Origin of the sequence: Mariniflexile sp. HMF6888 (genome assembly GCF_044335535.1) — a bacterium.
GTDB lineage: Bacteria > Bacteroidota > Bacteroidia > Flavobacteriales > Flavobacteriaceae > Mariniflexile.
In genome coordinates this window covers 147,425-166,425 of sequence record NZ_JBIQVZ010000005.1, presented here as the reverse complement: position 1 = coordinate 166,425, position 19,001 = coordinate 147,425, and the positions used below count along the sequence as shown (strand labels likewise).

At 33.2% G+C, this 19,001-nt stretch carries 19 protein-coding genes; 7 read left to right on the top strand and 12 right to left on the bottom strand.

Annotated elements, in window-relative coordinates:
• Window positions 1-129 precede the first annotated feature (129 nt).
• Both ACGLWY_RS12970 and ACGLWY_RS12965 read right to left on the bottom strand, forming a co-directional pair.
• Window positions 130-861 (bottom strand): metallophosphoesterase family protein, encoded by a 732-nt coding sequence (locus ACGLWY_RS12970; protein WP_396620092.1) that lies wholly within the window; start codon window positions 859-861, stop codon window positions 130-132.
• A gap of 81 nt (window positions 862-942) precedes the next feature.
• Window positions 943-1,947, bottom strand: coding sequence for a glycoside hydrolase family 113 (locus ACGLWY_RS12965; protein ID WP_396620091.1), 1,005 nt, complete (start codon window positions 1,945-1,947; stop codon window positions 943-945).
• Window positions 1,948-2,041: 94 nt separating this feature from the next.
• Between ACGLWY_RS12965 and ACGLWY_RS12960 the strand changes: the two genes are divergently transcribed.
• From ACGLWY_RS12960 to ACGLWY_RS12940, 5 genes are all read left to right on the top strand, one after another.
• Window positions 2,042-3,346, top strand: coding sequence for an NAD(P)/FAD-dependent oxidoreductase (locus tag ACGLWY_RS12960; protein WP_396620090.1), 1,305 nt, complete (start codon window positions 2,042-2,044; stop codon window positions 3,344-3,346).
• A 356-nt stretch (window positions 3,347-3,702) separates the two neighbouring features.
• Window positions 3,703-4,263 (top strand): transposase, encoded by a 561-nt coding sequence (locus ACGLWY_RS12955; protein WP_396620089.1) that lies wholly within the window; start codon window positions 3,703-3,705, stop codon window positions 4,261-4,263.
• Window positions 4,264-4,321: 58 nt separating this feature from the next.
• Window positions 4,322-5,923, top strand: coding sequence for a 4Fe-4S binding protein (locus tag ACGLWY_RS12950; protein ID WP_396620088.1), 1,602 nt, complete (start codon window positions 4,322-4,324; stop codon window positions 5,921-5,923).
• Between the two features lie 76 nt (window positions 5,924-5,999).
• On the top strand, window positions 6,000-6,692 hold the full coding sequence (locus ACGLWY_RS12945; protein WP_396620087.1) for a glycosyltransferase family 2 protein: 693 nt from the start codon (window positions 6,000-6,002) through the stop codon (window positions 6,690-6,692).
• Window positions 6,689-8,179 carry a cellulose synthase family protein gene (locus tag ACGLWY_RS12940; RefSeq protein ID WP_396620086.1) on the top strand — a complete coding sequence of 497 codons (1,491 nt, stop codon included), beginning with the start codon at window positions 6,689-6,691 and terminating at the stop codon, window positions 8,177-8,179. The genes ACGLWY_RS12945 and ACGLWY_RS12940 overlap by 4 nt, the downstream gene beginning before the upstream one ends.
• Before the next feature lie 285 nt (window positions 8,180-8,464).
• Here ACGLWY_RS12940 and ACGLWY_RS12935 read toward each other — a convergent pair whose 3' ends face one another.
• The 3 genes from ACGLWY_RS12935 to ACGLWY_RS12925 all read right to left on the bottom strand — a co-directional run bounded on the left by ACGLWY_RS12935 (window position 8,465) and on the right by ACGLWY_RS12925 (window position 10,821).
• The gene (locus tag ACGLWY_RS12935) at window positions 8,465-8,800 is read right to left on the bottom strand and encodes a hypothetical protein (RefSeq protein WP_396620085.1); all 336 of its coding nucleotides are present in this window, start codon (window positions 8,798-8,800) and stop codon (window positions 8,465-8,467) included.
• Window positions 8,801-8,873: 73 nt separating this feature from the next.
• Window positions 8,874-9,119: a hypothetical protein gene (locus ACGLWY_RS12930; protein WP_396620084.1), complete on the bottom strand. Its 246-nt coding sequence runs from the start codon at window positions 9,117-9,119 to the stop codon at window positions 8,874-8,876.
• Entirely contained in the window at window positions 9,112-10,821 is a 1,710-nt protein-coding gene (locus tag ACGLWY_RS12925; protein WP_396620083.1) for a hypothetical protein, read from the bottom strand. The genes ACGLWY_RS12930 and ACGLWY_RS12925 overlap by 8 nt, the downstream gene beginning before the upstream one ends.
• Before the next feature lie 217 nt (window positions 10,822-11,038).
• Between ACGLWY_RS12925 and meaB the strand changes: the two genes are divergently transcribed.
• Entirely contained in the window at window positions 11,039-12,043 is a 1,005-nt protein-coding gene (meaB, locus tag ACGLWY_RS12920) for a methylmalonyl Co-A mutase-associated GTPase MeaB (RefSeq protein WP_396620082.1), read from the top strand.
• A gap of 26 nt (window positions 12,044-12,069) precedes the next feature.
• On the top strand, window positions 12,070-13,524 hold the full coding sequence (locus tag ACGLWY_RS12915) for a mannosyltransferase (protein WP_396620081.1): 1,455 nt from the start codon (window positions 12,070-12,072) through the stop codon (window positions 13,522-13,524).
• Here the strand turns inward: ACGLWY_RS12915 and ACGLWY_RS12910 are convergent.
• The 7 genes from ACGLWY_RS12910 to ACGLWY_RS12880 are packed head-to-tail and all read right to left on the bottom strand — an operon-like array spanning window position 13,474 to window position 18,649.
• The gene (locus ACGLWY_RS12910; RefSeq protein ID WP_396620080.1) at window positions 13,474-14,253 is read right to left on the bottom strand and encodes an RMD1 family protein; all 780 of its coding nucleotides are present in this window, start codon (window positions 14,251-14,253) and stop codon (window positions 13,474-13,476) included. The two genes, ACGLWY_RS12915 and ACGLWY_RS12910, sit on opposite strands and share 51 nt — an antisense overlap.
• Window positions 14,253-14,666 (bottom strand): VOC family protein, encoded by a 414-nt coding sequence (locus tag ACGLWY_RS12905; protein ID WP_396620079.1) that lies wholly within the window; start codon window positions 14,664-14,666, stop codon window positions 14,253-14,255. The genes ACGLWY_RS12910 and ACGLWY_RS12905 overlap by 1 nt, the downstream gene beginning before the upstream one ends.
• 13 nt (window positions 14,667-14,679) lie before the next feature.
• Window positions 14,680-14,910, bottom strand: a complete 231-nt coding sequence (locus ACGLWY_RS12900; RefSeq protein WP_209653842.1) for a hypothetical protein — start codon at window positions 14,908-14,910, stop codon at window positions 14,680-14,682.
• Window positions 14,911-14,938: 28 nt separating this feature from the next.
• Window positions 14,939-15,340: a DNA primase gene (locus ACGLWY_RS12895; RefSeq protein WP_396620078.1), complete on the bottom strand. Its 402-nt coding sequence runs from the start codon at window positions 15,338-15,340 to the stop codon at window positions 14,939-14,941.
• A 16-nt stretch (window positions 15,341-15,356) separates the two neighbouring features.
• A complete protein-coding gene (locus tag ACGLWY_RS12890; RefSeq protein WP_396620077.1) occupies window positions 15,357-16,334 on the bottom strand; it encodes a deoxyhypusine synthase family protein in 978 nt (325 codons plus the stop codon).
• Window positions 16,324-17,262 (bottom strand): agmatinase, encoded by a 939-nt coding sequence (speB, locus tag ACGLWY_RS12885; RefSeq protein ID WP_396620076.1) that lies wholly within the window; start codon window positions 17,260-17,262, stop codon window positions 16,324-16,326. Before speB ends, ACGLWY_RS12890 begins: the two co-directional genes overlap by 11 nt.
• On the bottom strand, window positions 17,252-18,649 hold the full coding sequence (locus ACGLWY_RS12880) for an arginine decarboxylase (RefSeq protein WP_396620075.1): 1,398 nt from the start codon (window positions 18,647-18,649) through the stop codon (window positions 17,252-17,254). The genes speB and ACGLWY_RS12880 overlap by 11 nt, the downstream gene beginning before the upstream one ends.
• Between the last annotated feature and the right edge of the window lie 352 nt (window positions 18,650-19,001).

Below are 19,001 nucleotides of genomic sequence, written 5' to 3'. Positions count from 1 at the left end.
CTCGTTTTTTATTTAACTATTTAAGCACGTGGATTTCAGATCGCATCGAACTCTTAACTTTTAACTTTGTACTTCTAACTTTTAATATTGTACTTCTAACTTTAAAATTCAAACTCTCCTTAACAAGTACTAAACCTTATTTCTCCCTTTTTCATTTGGATATATACTAGGCAATTCATCACTTTGATAAAATGCTTTGGTTTCAACGTTCATGACTGATATTTTCCCTCTAAAAGCGGCACCTGTATCGATATTCCAAACATTAAAAGCATGCATTGGCACATCACAATTAAAATTGGTTGTTGGTGTATGTCCTATAAAAATTTCTTTATAATGCCTTAAACGATTGGGAAACAACAGCGAATCTTCTTCTATACTTTTATCCATAGTTAAAGCCATTTCCCAAAGGGTTCTATCATAATAAAAAGACTGTTTAAACACTTCTTTTTCTACACCATGCATTGAGGTGAAACCGGCATGAATAAATAATCGGTTGTCATTATCAATATGGTATAAAGGCATTTTCTGGAAAAACCCTAAATGTTTCTTTTTTTCATCTTCAGAAAAAAGCGCATAACTTTCCATGGTTTCTTTACCTCCGTGTATGTACCAAGTAAGGTCTACATGTCCAGATTCCAACCATTCTTCGCACCAAACATCATGATTTCCTTTTATAAAAATACAATTTATTTTTTCCGAAAGCTCTATTAGAAATGCAATCACTTGTGCGGACTCACTCCATCCATCTACATAATCGCCCACAAAAATCAGGGTATCCTCTTCTTTAACCTCTACCTTATTTAACACCTGTATCAGGGCTTTTAAACCTCCGTGAATATCGCCAATAGCATATACGCTCATAAATCAAATAATTTTTCACAAAACTAAAAAGATTATAATTCAGAATAAAGTAAGCGGTCATTAACTTTAGATAAAAGTTAATTAGTTTGCATATTGTGCTTTAACTAAATCCTCAACAGGTTTATTTTGCGGTGTAAACCTGCTATCGTTTTCTCCACCGGCATCTTTGTGGTTATGAAACCATTTCCATAAAAAACCACCAGCAAACCAATCTTCATTCCAAAATTCTTCAAAAAGTACTTGCATGGTATTTGTTTGTGCTTCCAAATTAACCACATTCATACCTCGGTCACTTTTCCAAGGTTCTTTTCCTGCAAAATCAACACTTCTATATCCAAACTCGGTAAACAAAATAGGTTTTTTATAAGTTTCGGAAAAGACTTTAATATTTGGTTTGTAGTTCAACCATCCGTTTCTGCACGTTTCAACAGTGGGTGTTTTTTCGTCACTCACAGGAAAATAAGCATCAATCCCTATATAATCCAAATACTCCCAGAAAGGCGTTCTATCATATTCATTCCAATTGGCAGCATAGGTTAATTTACCTTTATAAATCTTTTTGATTTCAACAATGAGTTGCTTCCAATACTCTGGTCGGTTATCAATAAAACTTTCTAATTCGGTGCCAATACAAAAAATTTCAACATGTAACTCTTGGGCTAATTTGGCATAGGTTAATATAAAACCCGTATACGACTCTTCCAAAACCTTCCAATCTGCCTCAGAAGTCATTTTTATTCCACCCGTAAACGCACCTCTCCCAACCCAAATTTGAGGTTTCACCATAACCTTTACATGGTGCTGCCTCAAGCTTTCTGTATATTGTTTCACACCAACTTTTCTTTCGCCATACCATTGCCTTTCTGTGTTAAACACAATTTCTGGATGTGATAATTCCTTAATAAACCCAAAAGGCATAATAGCTGCATAATTTGCATGGATTTGAAGTATTGGCTTTATGTGTACATTATTAATCGTATCTCTAGAAGCCACAAAACTCACACCGTTTATCTTTTCTGTTTTATGGGACACCATAGCACAAGAACACAAAAGAAAAAACAAACCTGTCCTAAAAAGAATCTTCATAGCTTATATTTAATGTTTAAATTTAAACAAATTAAACAAACCTATTAAGGTTTTGATACAACCTTCGACCTAATAGACAACTACAACAACATTTATGGAACATATTGTTATTATTGGCAATGGCATTTCTGGGGTAACAGCTGCTAGGCACATTCGAAAGCTTTCAGACAAGAAAATCACCATTATTTCTGCCGAAACCGATTATTTTTTCTCGCGGACAGCTTTGATGTATGTATATATGGGGCATATGAAATTTGAGCACACCCAACCTTACGAAAATTGGTTTTGGGAGAAAAACGACATCAATCTTAAACAAGGGTTTGTAAAAACGATTGACACCAACTCTAAAACACTTTATTTTGAATCGGACGGCACTCTAAATTATGACAAACTCATTATTGCCACTGGAAGCAAACCCAATAAATTTGGATGGCCAGGGCAAGATTTAAATGGTGTTATGGGTATGTACCACAAGCAAGATTTAGAAAATTTAGAATACCATGCGCCTAATAATAAAGTCTGCAAGCGTGCAGTAATTGTTGGTGGTGGTTTAATTGGCATTGAACTTGCCGAAATGCTTAACTCCAGAAACATTCCTGCAACCTTTTTAGTGCGGGAATCTAGTTTTTGGAATAATGTGTTGCCCGATGGTGAAAGCAGCATGATTAACCAACATATTAAAAACCACCATATCGACTTACGTTTATCAACCAATTTAAGAGAAATTATTTCGGATAAAAACGGCAAAGTGACATCTGTAATTATTGAAGAAACAGGCGAAGAAATTCCGTGTGACGTGGTTGGATTGACTGCAGGTGTCACACCAAATATTGATTTCATTAAAGATTCCCATATTGAAACAGGCAAAGGCGTAAAAGTGAATCGGTTTTTAGAAACCAATATAAAGGATGTTTATGCTATTGGCGATTGTGCCGAACAACATGAAGCTATAGGCCAACGCCGACCTATTGAAGCGGTTTGGTACACGGGTAGGATGATGGGTGAAACCGTGGCTCAAACTATTTGTGGAAATCGTATGCCATATAACCCAGGGCATTGGTTTAATTCTGCTAAGTTTTTAGATATTGAATACCAAACCTATGGATGGGTTCATAGCTCCGCAAAAAAACCTGATTATGAACAGCATTTCCATTGGAAACATGAAGATGCCACAAAATGCATCACCATTGCTTTTAACAAAAACACCAATGCCTTTTTAGGCATTAACACCTTTGGAATACGCATGAGACATGAAGTATTCGATACATGGCTTACCGAAAAACGTGATGTGGATTATGTAATGAAGCATTTACAAGAAGCTAATTTCGACCCCGAGTTTTATAGACGCTATGAATGTGATATTTTGAAAGCTTATAATAATGAATTAAAATTCGTTTAATATTTGACCTCTTAATATTATTAGACCTCACAGGTTTTAAAAACCTGTGAGGTCTTAGAACCAATAAATCATGAAATACAAACCACTAGTTGAAGATTCTTATTATCACATTTATAACTGTGAAAACAATAAGCACCGATAATTAAGAATCTTACAAATAATATTATAAGGTAATGATCCCAAATAATCCAACATCGTTATTAAGAGGTTTTGCGATTGAATTATTTGAAAACAAAAAAATTTCGACTATGTTCACAAGACTAAAGAAGCTAGCCCTATAAATAACTTAGTATTATAGATACAAACTCAGACCTCACAGGTTTTAAAAACCTGTGAGGTCTGACAACCAATAAATCATGAAATACGAACCACTAATTGAAGATTCTTATTATCACATTTATAACTGCGGAAACAATAAAGAGAACTTATTTATTGATGATGATAATTATGCCTATTTCTTAAAATTAATAAAAAAGCATCTTTTAACCACTTGTGATGTTCTATCATATTGCTTGTTAAAAAATCATTTTCATTTATTAATAAAGACAAAACCGAATATTGAGAGCAAAATTATTTCTCAATCATTTTCAAACTTCTTTAATGCATATTCTAAGGCTATTAATAAAAAATATGAGCGAAGTGGAAGTTTATTTAGAGATAGGTTTTCAAGAATCAAAATCGGTAATGAAGATTATTTAAAATCGCTAATAGTTTATGTCCACACAAATCCTGTACATCATGGTTTCACCGATAATTACGAATCTTATAAATACTCATCTTATAGGGCTACGATCTCAAATAGTCCTACATTATTATTAAGGGATTTTGTGATTGGATTATTTGAAGACAAAAAAAACTTCACCTATGTTCACAAGACTAAAGAATCCAACCTTTTAAACGAATTGGTATTAGAATAGATACAAACTTAGACCTCACAGGTTTTAAAAACCTGTGAGGTCTGCTAAAAAAAGTAAAATGAACAACCAAACACATAAAAGCATGTCCTTAGCAAAACCAGAAGCTAATGATTTATCAATAAAACAAAAAGTTGCTGTCGCTTTAGGCGTCATTGGGCTTTTTATTTTTGCTTTGGCAATTTTCAACACCCATTTCCCTAATAAAACCTTATTCTTATCCATTTCTATAGGATTGATTGCGCTAGGAACTATTTTGTTTGCGAACGATGCTTATTTAACAAAACCTGAAGGCATTAAAAACGATGGCGTTTGGTTTAAATCCATATCATCACGAGGTATTTTGGGTTGGGTAACAGGTATTTTACTTACTGGTTTTTACATCGTTCTTTATTTCTATCCACAATATTTAGGACAGACAGCCAAAGGGGAACCCAATACGGGCTTCATTTCATTATTCGACCCACTTAGCAAATTATTAAGCGGAAACCCTGCAAGCCAATGGTTTGTTTATGGCACACTTTATACTGTGGCCATTTTAGTGTTTGGTTATAAATTCATACTAAAATACAGGCACAATAGGTACGAACAGTTACGGACTGTTTCAGTGATGTTTTTTCAACTAGGGTTTGCGTTTCTTATTCCAGAATTTATGTCAAGGCTAAACGCCAGTCCCGATTACAATTTGCCCTATTACGATTTAAAAAGCATGTGGCCATTAAACTATTATTTATTTGATAGTTGGTCTATTAACGGGCTGCTGTCGTCTGGTTCTCTCGGATTATTGATGCTTGTTTTTGGAGTGATTTCCATTTTTGTTATTTCACCAATCCTTACTTACAAATATGGAAAGCGTTGGTATTGCTCGTGGGTTTGTGGCTGTGGTGCTTTAGCCGAAACTGCTGGTGATTCGTTTAGACAATTAAGCAGTAAAAAACTATCAGCCTGGAAATTGGAACGCTGGCTAATACATGCCGTTTTGGTGTTCTCTGTTATTATGACCACTGCTGTTGTTTACACTTATTTAGGAAGCAATCCAAATGAGTTTTGGATAACACGAAGCGCCTTTCTATTAGGTGTCGGTTTATTACTAACCGCCATTTTTTCTGTAACCATGATTTTTAAAAGGAATGAGCTAGGCAAAGACGCACGTTATGGTGCCATGGGTTACTTTGTGGTTATTGCTGCACTATTCATAATGCATTATACAGGGACTTCCGATGAAATCTTTTTAATAAAATCAAGCAGTTTACGTTCGGCTTATGGCTTATACATCGGCTCTATTTTTTCTGGGGTTATTGGTACCGGCTTCTACCCTATTTTAGGCAACCGCGTTTGGTGTCGTTTTGGATGCCCTATGGCAGCTATATTAGGGTTTCAACAACGCATGTTTTCAAAATTTAGAATTACCACCAATGGTGGTCAATGCATTTCTTGCGGCAACTGTTCTACATATTGCGAAATGGGAATTGATGTCCGTGCCTATGCCCAAAAAGGTGAAAACATAGTACGTTCCAGCTGTGTGGGCTGTGGTATTTGTTCAGCGGTTTGCCCTCGTGGGGTATTAAAATTAGAAAACGACACTATGAAAGGACGTATCAATTCCAATGAAATCCTATTGGGTAACGCTGTTGATTTAATGGACTTAATCAATAAAAAATAATTTAACGAAATAGCAACGTTTTTTTAACCAACTAACCAAAAGTATTGTACTTTTGCACACTGAAAGTTAATTCTTTATGCACAGAATAACAGTAATTATCCCTGCTTATAACGAGGCAGATTCCATTACCCATGTGATAAATGATATTCCTGGAATTGTTAATGAAATTATTGTTGTTAATAATAATTCCACCGACAAAACTGAAGAAAACGCAATAAAAGCAGGCGCAACTGTTTTAACCGAAAAAAAAAGAGGCTACGGAAACGCCTGCCTAAAGGGGTTAGAATACATTGCCAATCAACCTGAAAAACCAAATATTATTGTATTTTTGGATGGTGACTATAGCGATTATCCAGAGGAATTAACAAAAATTGTAGCACCAATAATTGAAAAAAATATTGATTTTGTTATTGGAGCTCGTGTTAAAAGTTTACGAGAAACAGGATCTATGACCAAACCCCAAATTTTTGGTAACTGGTTAGCAACCTTTTTAATGAAACTTTTTTTTGGTGCAACATTTACAGATTTAGGCCCTTTTAGAGCCATAAAATACGATAAACTACTAGCACTCCATATGATTGACAAAACCTATGGTTGGACAATAGAGATGCAACTAAAGGTTTTAAAACAAAAATTAACCTATACCGAAGTGCCCGTAAATTACAGAAATAGAATTGGTATCTCAAAAGTTTCAGGAACTATAAAAGGTAGTATATTTGCAGGCGCAAAAATCTTAAGTTGGATTTTTAAATACAGTATCAAAAAATGATTCTAGAAACCACCATTATCATTGTTTACACCATTTCGCTTTTGCTTATTTTTATGTACGCATTGGCGCAATTAAATCTTTTACTAAATTATTTAGCTTCTAAAAAAGCTAAGGATAATTCTCCTACTTTCGATTTTTCAAAACCCGAAGAGATCCCATATGTAACCATTCAGCTTCCTGTTTATAACGAAATGTATGTTATGGAGCGCTTGTTGGATAACATTGCAAAAATAGACTACCCTTCAGACAAACTGGAAATTCAGGTATTAGACGATTCTACCGATGAAACCGTAGCGTCTACGCGTGCGCACATAGAAAAGCTGCAAGCAACAGGCTTAGACATAAAACATATTACCAGAACCGACAGATCCGGCTTTAAAGCAGGTGCACTAAAAGAAGGATTAAAAATTGCTAAAGGTGAATTTATTGCCATTTTCGATTCCGATTTCCTTCCAGAAGCAGATTGGTTAAAACGTACCGTTCCTTATTTCAAAGATGAAAAAATTGGCGTAGTACAAACCCGTTGGGGCCATTTAAACCGCAACTATTCCATTCTTACAAAAATACAAGCTTTTGCTTTAGATGCCCATTTTACTTTAGAACAAGTAGGTAGAAACAGTAAAGGACATTTTATTAATTTTAACGGTACCGCAGGACTTTGGAGAAAAACCTGTATTATAGATGCTGGAAACTGGGAAGGTGACACCTTAACCGAAGATTTGGATTTAAGCTACCGTGCCCAACTTAAAAACTGGAAATTCAAATATTTAGAAAATGTTGAAACCCCTGCCGAGTTACCTATCGTCATTAGCGCAGCACGTTCGCAACAGTTTAGATGGAATAAAGGCGGTGCCGAAAACTTTAGAAAAATGCTTTGGCGTGTTTTAAAAAGCGAAAACATTTCATCTAAAACCAAATTACATGGCTTATTACATTTATTAAACAGTACCATGTTTTTAAATGTACTTATCGTAGCTGTGCTTAGTATCCCGATGCTTTATATAAAAAATGAATACACGCACTTAAAACCATATTTTTATGTTATGAGCTTCTTCGTGATAAGCTCTATCATATTTTTTGTGTGCTATTGGTTTATGTACAAAAATATTTATGGTAGTGGGTTTAAAAACTTCATCCGTTACATAGGTATGTTTTTTGTGTTTTTCTCAATAGCCATGGGCTTTTCACTACACAACTCCATTGCTGTTTTAGAAGGCCACTGGGGTAAGAAAAGTGAATTTGTACGCACACCAAAATTCAACATCAGCTCTATAAAAGACAGTTGGAAAAAGAACAAATACATTAAAAAGACAATTTCTATACACGTTATTTTCGAAGGTATATTAATGCTGTATTTTGCTTTTGGTATGTACAGTGCCTTTATAGTAGGTAACCAAGGTGGCGATTTCGGATTGTTCCCATTTCACTTAATGTTATTCTTAGGCTTTGGCTATGTGTTTATTAAATCGTTAACTTCAAAGGTTTAACTATTCCTGCGTAGGCAGGAATCTAAAAAATTTTGTTTGAGCTTTACTATACCCTTTAACGGCGCTCAGGGGATCTCAACTAATGTTTTCCTAGAAAAGAGGCTGTCTAAAAAGTCCTTTTAAATTTAGTTTGTCAGGAGCTTGTCCAAACCGATATTGATTACCTGTAAGTTAAAATATTTCGACAAGCTCAATATGACATCCAACTAGACTTTTTAGACAGCCTCATTAACTTATTTTTTCTTACTCGTTACGACACGGAAAACATTTCCGCGCTAGCGGGGACTAATTTTCACATTTCTCTATTTCTAAAATTTTAAACAAATCTCTTTTTGAAATAAATGTCTTTCTATTTTTGATAAATAAATCTTCATCAATATGAAAGACGATAGTGTCTTTGTTTTTGAAGGCGTAAATGGTATAATCAGTCCTATACTTTAAATAAATATCATTAATTTTTGAATTTTTAATTGCTTTTTCAAATTTGTTAATTATTTCTTTGTTATCAATTCTTTTGTAAAATTTCCCACATCCATAAATGTCCAGCGCAATAAAGTCATCTTTAGTGTCATTACAATTAAAAAATAAAAATACAGTCAGTAGTAATAAATATAATCTCATTTAGTTCATTTTTATTTTGTCATACCAAACTAAGCTTTTCGTTTTTTCGTCATGCACTTTTTGTGCACTTTTATTAACTTCTTTTCCTGGGTTTAATATTAATATTCCTGTTGAGCGATAGCGTGTCTATGTTTGTGTTTTCAAAAGCTTCGTTTTCAATCGCCATAAAGGTCAGGCTCTTTTCATAATTTTCTTCTATTAAAGCATTCACAAAACCTTCAGTAGTATCTTTATAAGTAAATGCATTATTAATAAAATCACAGCTTATAAAAAGTGACACAGTCAATAATAGAAGTAGAGTTTGGTTTAGTTTATTCATTTATTTTCTTTAAATATTTAAAGTCGTCTCCTTGTTTGGACAAAACATATTGATTCCAAAACTTTTCGTCATTCAGATTGTCTACAGAAAAATTCCATTCAGTTAGTGAACCAATTTGACTCACAACTTCACTTCCAAATAGATTGCCTTCAATGATAAGAGGTTTAAAATACACCCATTCATAAAGTTCTTTAGAATTGTCAAATGCTACAAAATAGTGTATTGTTTTTACTCCTTTTTTGTTAGATATTAAAACAGGGTTTATTGCCAATTTTCTGTACTTGGAAAATATCAACGAATGCTCTGAAATTTTAGAATAATCATCAGGCTGATTTTCTTTTAGCATTTGATAGCTATTGTCTAATACTTGTTTTTTTATTCTATTCTCAAATTTTAAATTTTCTTTGCTATTATTTTTTCTTAAAGAACTGGCTACTACTTCATACAATCCAACATAATCTCGATTGTTAATTTCATCTGACATCCACATATCATTACCATATTTATCCCAATCTGGGTCTTTTTTTAAATCTGGGACTTTTTCAAATAATTTAGTTTCCCAAAAATCAGGATTAAACTCTGTTGAATTTTTTTTGAAAAAATTCCAATGTTGAAGATTATTAAAATATTGTTCTTTCCCTTCATTTATTGAGTTTGCCTGAAAATAAGTAACGTTTGATTTTTCATAATACCATTTGTCATTGTGTTTAACAGCTTTTATAATGTAAGCGTATGTTCTTGGAATTTCTTCCAAAAATTCTTTGTCCTTAATATCATTTGGCGAAATGATTTTTACATTTTTGTCTTTCTTGTTTTTAGTTAAATCTTTAAAGTCTTGTGAAGAAACCTGCTCGATATAAAACGCAACAAATTTTGTTTTATCATTATTTAATAGTAATTGAAAAGGGTTATCATTATAATCTGTTAAGATGGTTTTTAAAAATTGTTCATCAAAGTCTTTATTCAGATATTTATTTAAGAGGACTTTTAGTCTTTCTTGGCTTAATTGTTTTTCTTTTTTTAATGTTGGACTATTAATGGCTATTGTGTAAACTATATCGTTTAAGGCTTTAGACAAGGCATTATTTATTGTACAGTTAATTGATTCGTTTGTACAAGCAAATTCAAATCCAGGATTATTCCAGTCACCGATATATGATTTGTCTAAAATAATTGCGTTTGATATTCCATCAAATAATTGAATTTTTATTTTGGCATAACCGATGTTGTCCACTTTGTACAACTCAATTTTCGAAAAATTAAGAACATATTGAAATTTATCGTCTTCAGATATACTCTTTAAATTACTTAAAGAACCATCACTTTTTTGGTCTTTTAGAATAATTAAAAGATTTGGAAATTTCTCAAAAAATCGGTAAGTTAAAAATTGCTCGGAAATTGAACTTGCATATTTAAAAAAATCTACATTTTTAGCAAATTCAATTTCGCTTTTTATCATTTGTTGAATGTTTTCAGGTTGTGATAAAAAATCCTCAGATTTAAGGTAAACTTCTGTCTCAACAGTGTTTTCACTTTTAACAAGGCTATTATTGTATTCTGTGATTTCTTTTTCAAATGATTTCTCATATTTTGTCTCATTTGGGGAAAGTATTAGAATTTTTGGTTCTAGTTTTTCCTGTCCAAAAGTTAATGTTGAAACTAGTAGAATTATTAAAGTAAATAATTGTGTCTTTATTTTCATTTCGTTGTGTTCAGCTTTCTGGTAATAATAGAATAAACACAAAAGTGTATTTAACCCTATTGTATATTTTAACAAAAACCAATTTAGCATTTTTTTCCCACATATTTGATAAGTAAAACTATTTTATTGACAATAGAATTTTTATAAAATACATCCCACAAATCATGGCACATTTTCACATAATATGTATCTTTAAAACTGGTAATGCTTTATTAAAATGACAAACTACAAACCCAAAAACAGACTAACCGCACAAGCTTATATTGATGGTGTTTTAAGTGGCGATCGTGTTATTCTGTCTAGAGCCATTACCATTATAGAAAGTAGTCTAGAAAGTGACAAAGCACTTGCCAAAACCATTATTCAAGCTATTTTACCTGCTTCGGGTAATTCTATACGCATTGGTATCACGGGTGTTCCGGGTGTGGGCAAAAGCACATTTATTGAGGCTTTTGGCAAATACCTCATAGCTCAAGACCACAAAGTAGCCGTTTTATCGATAGACCCCAGTAGCCAACGTTCGAAAGGCAGTATTTTGGGTGATAAAACCCGTATGGAAGCATTGAGTACTTTAGAGCGTGCTTACATTCGACCATCTGCTTCAGGTGAAACCCTTGGTGGTGTTGCCAACAAAACTGCCGAAAGCATGTTACTTTGTGAAGCGGCTGGTTACGATGTTATTTTAATTGAAACCGTTGGCGTGGGGCAATCTGAAACTGCTGTACATGGCATGACCGATTTTTTCTTGCTGCTAATGCTTGCCGGTGCTGGCGACGAACTTCAAGGTATTAAACGAGGCATTATGGAAATGGCCGATATGCTGGTTATTAATAAAGCGGATGGTGATAATATTAAAAAAAGCGACATGGCTTGCCAACAATACCAAAATGCATTGCATATTTTTCCGCCATCGGAGTCTGGCTGGGAAACGGTGGTGACCACGGCATCGTCTACAAAAAACACAGGTATTGATACCGTTTGGAATACCATTTTAAACTACCGGGAATTGGTTACCGAAAATGGTTATTTTATTAAAAACAGGCATCGCCAAAACATTCGTTGGATGTACGATACCATTAACAACGAATTAAAACAGCTCTTTTATGGTTCGGAAGACATTACAAATCAGCTTTCCATTTTAGAAAAAGATGTTATGTCGTCCAAAATATCGCCATTAAAAGCTGCTGAACATGTAATTGAAATGTTTAAAAAGCGACTCTAATAAATTTTAATAAGCATTTATTAAACATGCCATTAAACCTAAACGCATTAAAGCGAAACAACATACCTTTATTATTGACGATTTCCTGTGTGCTCTTCTACTTCACATTTGCATACAATTTAATACGTACCGACTATATAAAACTGATAACGCTTTATTTAGCTTTGTTTTTTTTATTTTATAAACTGGTACATCTTTTAAAATCACAGATTGTATTTTTAACTTGGTTAGCCTTTATTTTTAGAGCCATTTTTATTTTGTCCATACCAAACCTATCGCAAGATTTTTACCGTTTTATTTGGGATGGCAGAATGCTTTTAGAAGGTTTTAATCCTTATTTACATACCGTAGAGTCGTTCATTAACATGGGCAAATTCCCCGTAGCACAAGCTCAAGAATTGCACAATGGCATGGGCGAACTTAACGCGAGCCACTTTACCAACTACCCGCCTTTAAATCAATTATGTTTTGTTATTGCAGGTTTATTTGCAGGAAAAAGTATTTTAGGTTCGGTTGTGGTGATGCGCTTGCTTATTATTACTGCCGATTTTGGCACGCTCTTTTTTGGAAAAAAGCTATTGGAAAAATTAAATATTCCTGTTTACAACATCTTTTGGTATGTTTTGAACCCGTTTATTATCATAGAACTAACGGGGAATCTCCATTTTGAAGGGGTGATGATTTTCTTTTTAGTTTGGAGTTTATATTTACTTCACATAGGAAAATGGCAACTTACTGCCATTACTTTAGGTTTATCCATTTCGGTAAAACTAATTCCTTTACTATTTCTGCCTTTGTTTTTTAAGTGGTTGGTAAAAAGCAAAGAGGTTTCGACTTCGCTTAACCAGAAAACAGGTGACAAGATCACTTTGCCATTACCTCCTCGCTACAAAGGATTAAGAAAAGGAACCCGACTGATTGCTTTTTATAGCATAACACTACTTACAGTCGTTTTGTTATTTCTTCCGTTTTACTCAAAACAATTCATATATAATTATACTAAAACGGTTGGTTTATGGTTTCAGGATTTTGAATTTAATGCCAGTTTATACTACATTGCTCGAGAAATTGGATACTTATTTAGAGGTTATAATGAAATTGCTGTAATAGGTAAAATCATTCCAATTCTTATTTTGCTATTTGTGTTGGGCATCACATTTTTAAGGAAAAATAAAACCAGCGTCCAACTTATTTCGAGTATGCTTTTAGCACTTTCGTTTTACTATTTTACGGCTACAACAGTACATCCTTGGTATGTAGCAACGCTTTTAATACTATCTGTTTTTACCAATTATAAATTCCCTTTGGTTTGGAGTTTTGCAATTATTCTGAGTTATCTAGCATATTTAAACACAAACAACACCGAAAATTTATGGATTATTGGATTGGAATATTTAGTAGTATATGCTGTTTTTATTTGGGAAGTTTTTCTAAAGAAAAAATTTAGTAATCAACATATCAATCACTTCAATAACAATTAAAATAATGATGATCCATTCTAATTTGCTACTTTCTCTATGATCCATAATGTCTTTAAAGAGATCCAGATTCTCTTTAATGATTTCTATGCGATCGTGAATTAAGCGGTACCTATCGGTTAAATCGAAAGTTTGTTTTAGCTCTAAATTTAGTTTGTTAAGCTGTTCGTTTTCCCAAGTAATTTGTGGTGAATCGAAAATGTAAAGATTTTCAGAAATCTTGTTTTTTATATTCAGAACCTTACCAATAAAACGTTTAAGTGCATAGCCTGAAATATCTAACTTCCCTTTGTTTTCCAAATAGGTAGTGTGCTTGTTGGTTTGAATTAATATGTCTTCTGTAATTTCCGAATAGCGATTCAATGCCACCGATTGGGATGTATTCAACATAACCAATCGTATCATTTCTTTATCTAAACTGGGTAAAATAACACTATCGAATTCAACTTTCAACGTATCTTGTTCCACCACAACTTCTACTACTTCCGACAGTTTATCAACAAAATAATTGTTACAAAAGGGCCTTATTTCTTTGAAGACTCCTGAAATGGCCTCATCACTTAAATTAAAAAAACTTACGATGCCATATTTAAAAATATAAACAAAGGCGTTATTGGAAACTTTATAAAAAAGTTCGTCACTATCATGAAACATTAAATGCCATGATAAGTGACTTTTACTTTCTTTTATATTAATTGTGCTTGCTACTTGATAAGCAACCGTTGCGTACATTATTTTTTGAATATATCGGATGCATTTTTAAAACTCTTGAATTCCAACATATAATCATTTGGGTCTTTTATAAAGAATGAAACGTGCTCTCCCGCTTTATCTTCCAAGAACCTTGCTTGGGTAACCAAGTCAAGCTTTTGATCTTTAAGGCGAGCATATATTTGCTCCCAATCTTTTAAATCGATAATAACCCCAAAATGAAACGAGGGCAATATTTTACCTTCAAATACATAATTAGGACTGTTAAAGCTAAATTTTTCGGCTTTTATAAATGTTATTTGATTGCCAAACAAATTTATATCCACCCAACTTTGTGTTTTCCTTCCTAAGGAAGCGCCAATATTATCTACGTAAAAGTTTTCTGTACCTTTTACGCTTAAGCATGGCAACGACATATGAAATGATGCGCCCATAATATAAATAGTATTAAAGAGGTTTTAAACTTTCAACTCTGTAAATTACAAAATCTTCGTCATCATCTTCAAAATCTTCAACAAAAGTTATTCTAAAACTTTTATCGACATAGCTTTTGTCGTTCTTTAAATCGTATTGTTTTAATACTCTAGGATGTACCTCCTCGAATACTAATTCTTCCCCATTTTCAAACCAAAACGTAAAATAACCGTTTTTGTAAGACTTAAAAACAGCTGTTCTCATAAAACAATTTATTTACTATGAATTAATCTTAATCAATATCATCTTCATCATCATCATCATAATCTGAATCGGCATCATCATCGTCTTCGCTATCGTCGTCGTCCAATTTAGGTTTTTTAACTACGTCATCATCGTCGTCGTCATCGTCTAAATTCGCATCAGCATCGTCAACTTTAACTTCTTCAAAATCATCATCAGCAACATCAGCATCGTCATCGCCGAAGTCTTCCATCGCTTGCACAAGACGTTTACCAACTTTTACTAAGTAAATAGTATCATCAGTACGAACCTCTACTGCTTCAATGATTTCATTTTGAGCATTTCTAAAAGAAATAATATCTGTTTCATCGTATCCATCGGGAAACTTTTCAACAAGAAGATTTAATATATCTTCATTTAATTTTTTGTAATCTACAATTTTGCGTAACATTTTTATTTGGGTTGGATTATTGGTCTAACAAATATGCAAAAATTAATGGTGCAACAATGGTTGCATCACTTTCTATGATGTATTTTGGGGTATCTATATCTAATTTACCCCAAGTTATTTTTTCGTTTGGTACAGCACCGGAGTACGAACCATAACTGGTAGTTGAGTCACTTATTTGGCAAAAATAGCTCCAAAAAGGGATATCGTGCATTTCCATATCTTGGTAAAGCATTGGCACTACACATATTGGAAAATCGCCAGCAATACCACCTCCTATCTGAAAGAATCCAACGCCTTTTCCACCTGAATTTTTTGGATACCAATCTGCTAGCCACATCATGTATTCAATACCACTTTTGGTAGTTGATGCTTTTAATTCGCCTTTAATACAGTAAGATGCAAAAATATTGCCCATAGTGCTGTCTTCCCAACCTGGAACTACAATTGGTAAGTTTTTTTCGGCTGCAGCAACCATCCAAGAATCTTTCGGATCTATCTCGTAATATTGCTTTAAAACACCGGAATTTAACATTTGATACATAAACTCATGCGGAAAATAGCGTTCTCCCGATTTTTCTGCTTTACTCCAAATATCAAATAGATGTGATTGTAAACGCCTAAATGCTTCTTCTTCTGGAATACACGTATCGGTAACACGGTTATAATGATTTTCCAGTAAATCCCATTCTTCTTGTGGCGACAGATCTCTATAATTTGGCACTCTCTTATATGAATTATGAGCAACTAAATTCATAATATCTTCTTCAAGATTTGCTCCGGTACAAGAAATAATATGGATTTTATCTTGACGTATCATTTCTGCCAACGATTTACCTAGCTCTGCGGTACTCATCGCTCCAGCTAGGGTTACCATCATTTTTCCGTCTTCCAACAAATGCGTTTCGTAACCTTTAGCGGCATCTACTAAAGCAGCAGCATTAAAATGCAAATAATTTTTTTCTATAAATTGTGATATGGGTCCTTTAGTACTCATCGTCATCGTTAAATTTTGAAACGTTATTTTTTTGTTTTGTATTATCGTAGGTATTATCGTAATCGTCACCCACCTCTTGACCCATAAATTTATAACTTAACATTTTATAATACAATTTTGCTGCTAAAAAATCGGAGGATTTTTGTTTTACACTTGGGCATAAATCAACAATATCAAACCCAACCACATTTTTTTCTGCAAAAACTTGCTTTAAGAAATCTAAAGTTTCATACCAGAATAAACCACCAGGTAAAGGTGAGCAGGTATTTGGCATGATGGAAATATCCAAACCACTCAGACTAAAATTAATAAATACATTATCGGTCATTTGATCTATGGCAGAATCTATCCACGTATCATCAACCACCATTTCGTGTGCAAAATAGGTTTTATCGGTATCGGCTATTGTTTTTTCTTTCGCACTCATAGAGCGAATGCCCACTTGTATTAAATTGGTTGTTTGGTTTGCTTCATACAGTGCACAGGCATTATTAACAGAAGATCCGTCATGGCTTTTTTGCAAATGGACATGCGCACCAATATGCAATACCGTTAGACTTGGAAACATGTCGTTAAAAGCTCGAATGGTTCCTATAGAAACTGAATGTTCGCCGCCAAAAATGGTTACGAACTTGTTTTTCTTAATATATTTTTTTGTGGTTTGATGAACAGCTTCCACTAACGCTTCAGGTGAGGCATTATCTTCAACCGAATCTGCTAAATAAACGCCTTGTTGGTAAACTTCCGTATCTGTTTCTATATCGTAAAGTTCCATGTTGTTTGAAGCATTTAAAAAAGCTTCTGGCCCTTTGCCTGCTCCTTTTTGCACTGTACTTGTTCCATCGTAAGGCACAGGAATTAAAACTATTTTTGATTGTTCTAATTTTGAAAACTCTTCTGGAACTCCAGCATATGTGTTATTTGTCATAACCTAAAATTTTAAGTAAGTCTTCACTTTTTTGTTGTTCGCTAAATAACTCTGTTGTGATGTTTCCATCAGCATCTCGATCTATTAAAATATGTTTTGGCGATGGTATTAAGCAGTGTTGTAAACCACCATACCCACCAATAGTTTCTTGATAAGCTCCTGTATTGAAAAACCCTATGTACAATGGTTTTTCTTTATTATATTTTGGCAAATATATAGCATTCATGTGCTGTTCACTATTATAATAATCGTCGCTATCGCAAGTTAATCCACCTAACAAAACACGTTCGTAACTTTCATGCCATCTATTAATTGGCAACATTACAAAACGTTTATTAATTGCCCAAGTATCTGGCAAAGTAGTAATGAAAGAGGAGTTTATCATATTCCATTTTTCACGGTCATTTTGTTGTTTTTGATACAAAACTTCATAAATAGCACCGCCACTTTCACCAACTGTAAAACTTCCAAACTCCGTAAAAATATGAGGCACTGCTACTTCCTCTTCTTCACAAACCAATTTTATTTGATTGATGATTTCCCCAACAATATACTCATAATCAAAATCGAAAGCCAAGGAATTCTTAATAGGAAAACCACCGCCAATATTTAAACTATCTAAGCTAGGGCAAATACGTTTTAAACTGGTATATACTTTTAAACATTTTGTTAACTCATTCCAATAATACGCGTTGTCTCTAATGCCTGTATTGATAAAAAAATGAAGCATTTTAAGTTTCACTTTTTTGTTTTCTTTAATTTGGCTTCTGTAAAAAGGCAAAATATTTTTATAACCAATACCTAAACGCGAGGTATAAAATTCGAATTTAGGTTCTTCTTCAGAAGCAATTCGGATACCGATATTGAATTTCCCTTTAATTTCTTTTGACAACAAATCAATCTCTTCGTAATTATCAATAATTGGGATACAGTTTTTGTGCCCGTTATTGATTAGCCTAGCTAAGTTAGAAATATACTGATCTCTTTTAAAACCATTACTAATTACATAGGTTTTATCGGTTATCTTTCCTTCAGCTTTTAAGCTTTCAACAATATCAATATCAAAAGCAGATGATGTTTCTATATGTATATCGTTTTTTAAAGCTTCATCAAGCACATGCTTAAAATGAGAGCTTTTGGTGCAATAGCAATAGTTGTATTTACCTTTGTACTTGTTGGCTTTAATAGCCTTTTCAAACCATCCTTTAGCTCTGTTTATGTTGTTTGAAATTTGTGGCAAATATGTAAACTTTAAAGGTGCTCCATAAGTTTCAACTAAACCTATAAGGTCTATACCATGAAACTGTAAGTGTTTATCGTTTAGATCAAATTCTTCTTGCGGAAAATAAAAAGATTGATTTATTAAATCAATGTATTTGGTATTCATTCTTTATTTTTTGATATAATAGTTTGATGTTAATTTTTTAAAGTTAAGAAACATTCGTTCTTAATCAAATAATATTTACCTATTAATCAAATTCGAATTTGGCTTTGTATAGCTGGAACAAAGCCATACATGTGCTGATTAGCAACAATAGTATACACAGAAGTTAGCTTTAAAATTCGGTTGCTTTTTCTGTAAGCTGCTTTTGAAAATAACTTCTCAAATTTCAAAAACCCGAACATATAAACACGTTTCAATTTGTTCAGCAATTACATTACAAATGAAATATAAAAAATTTAATTTTATAGCATTTTAGATTTTTTTTTTAGATTTTTTTTGAAATGGATTTTGGGTG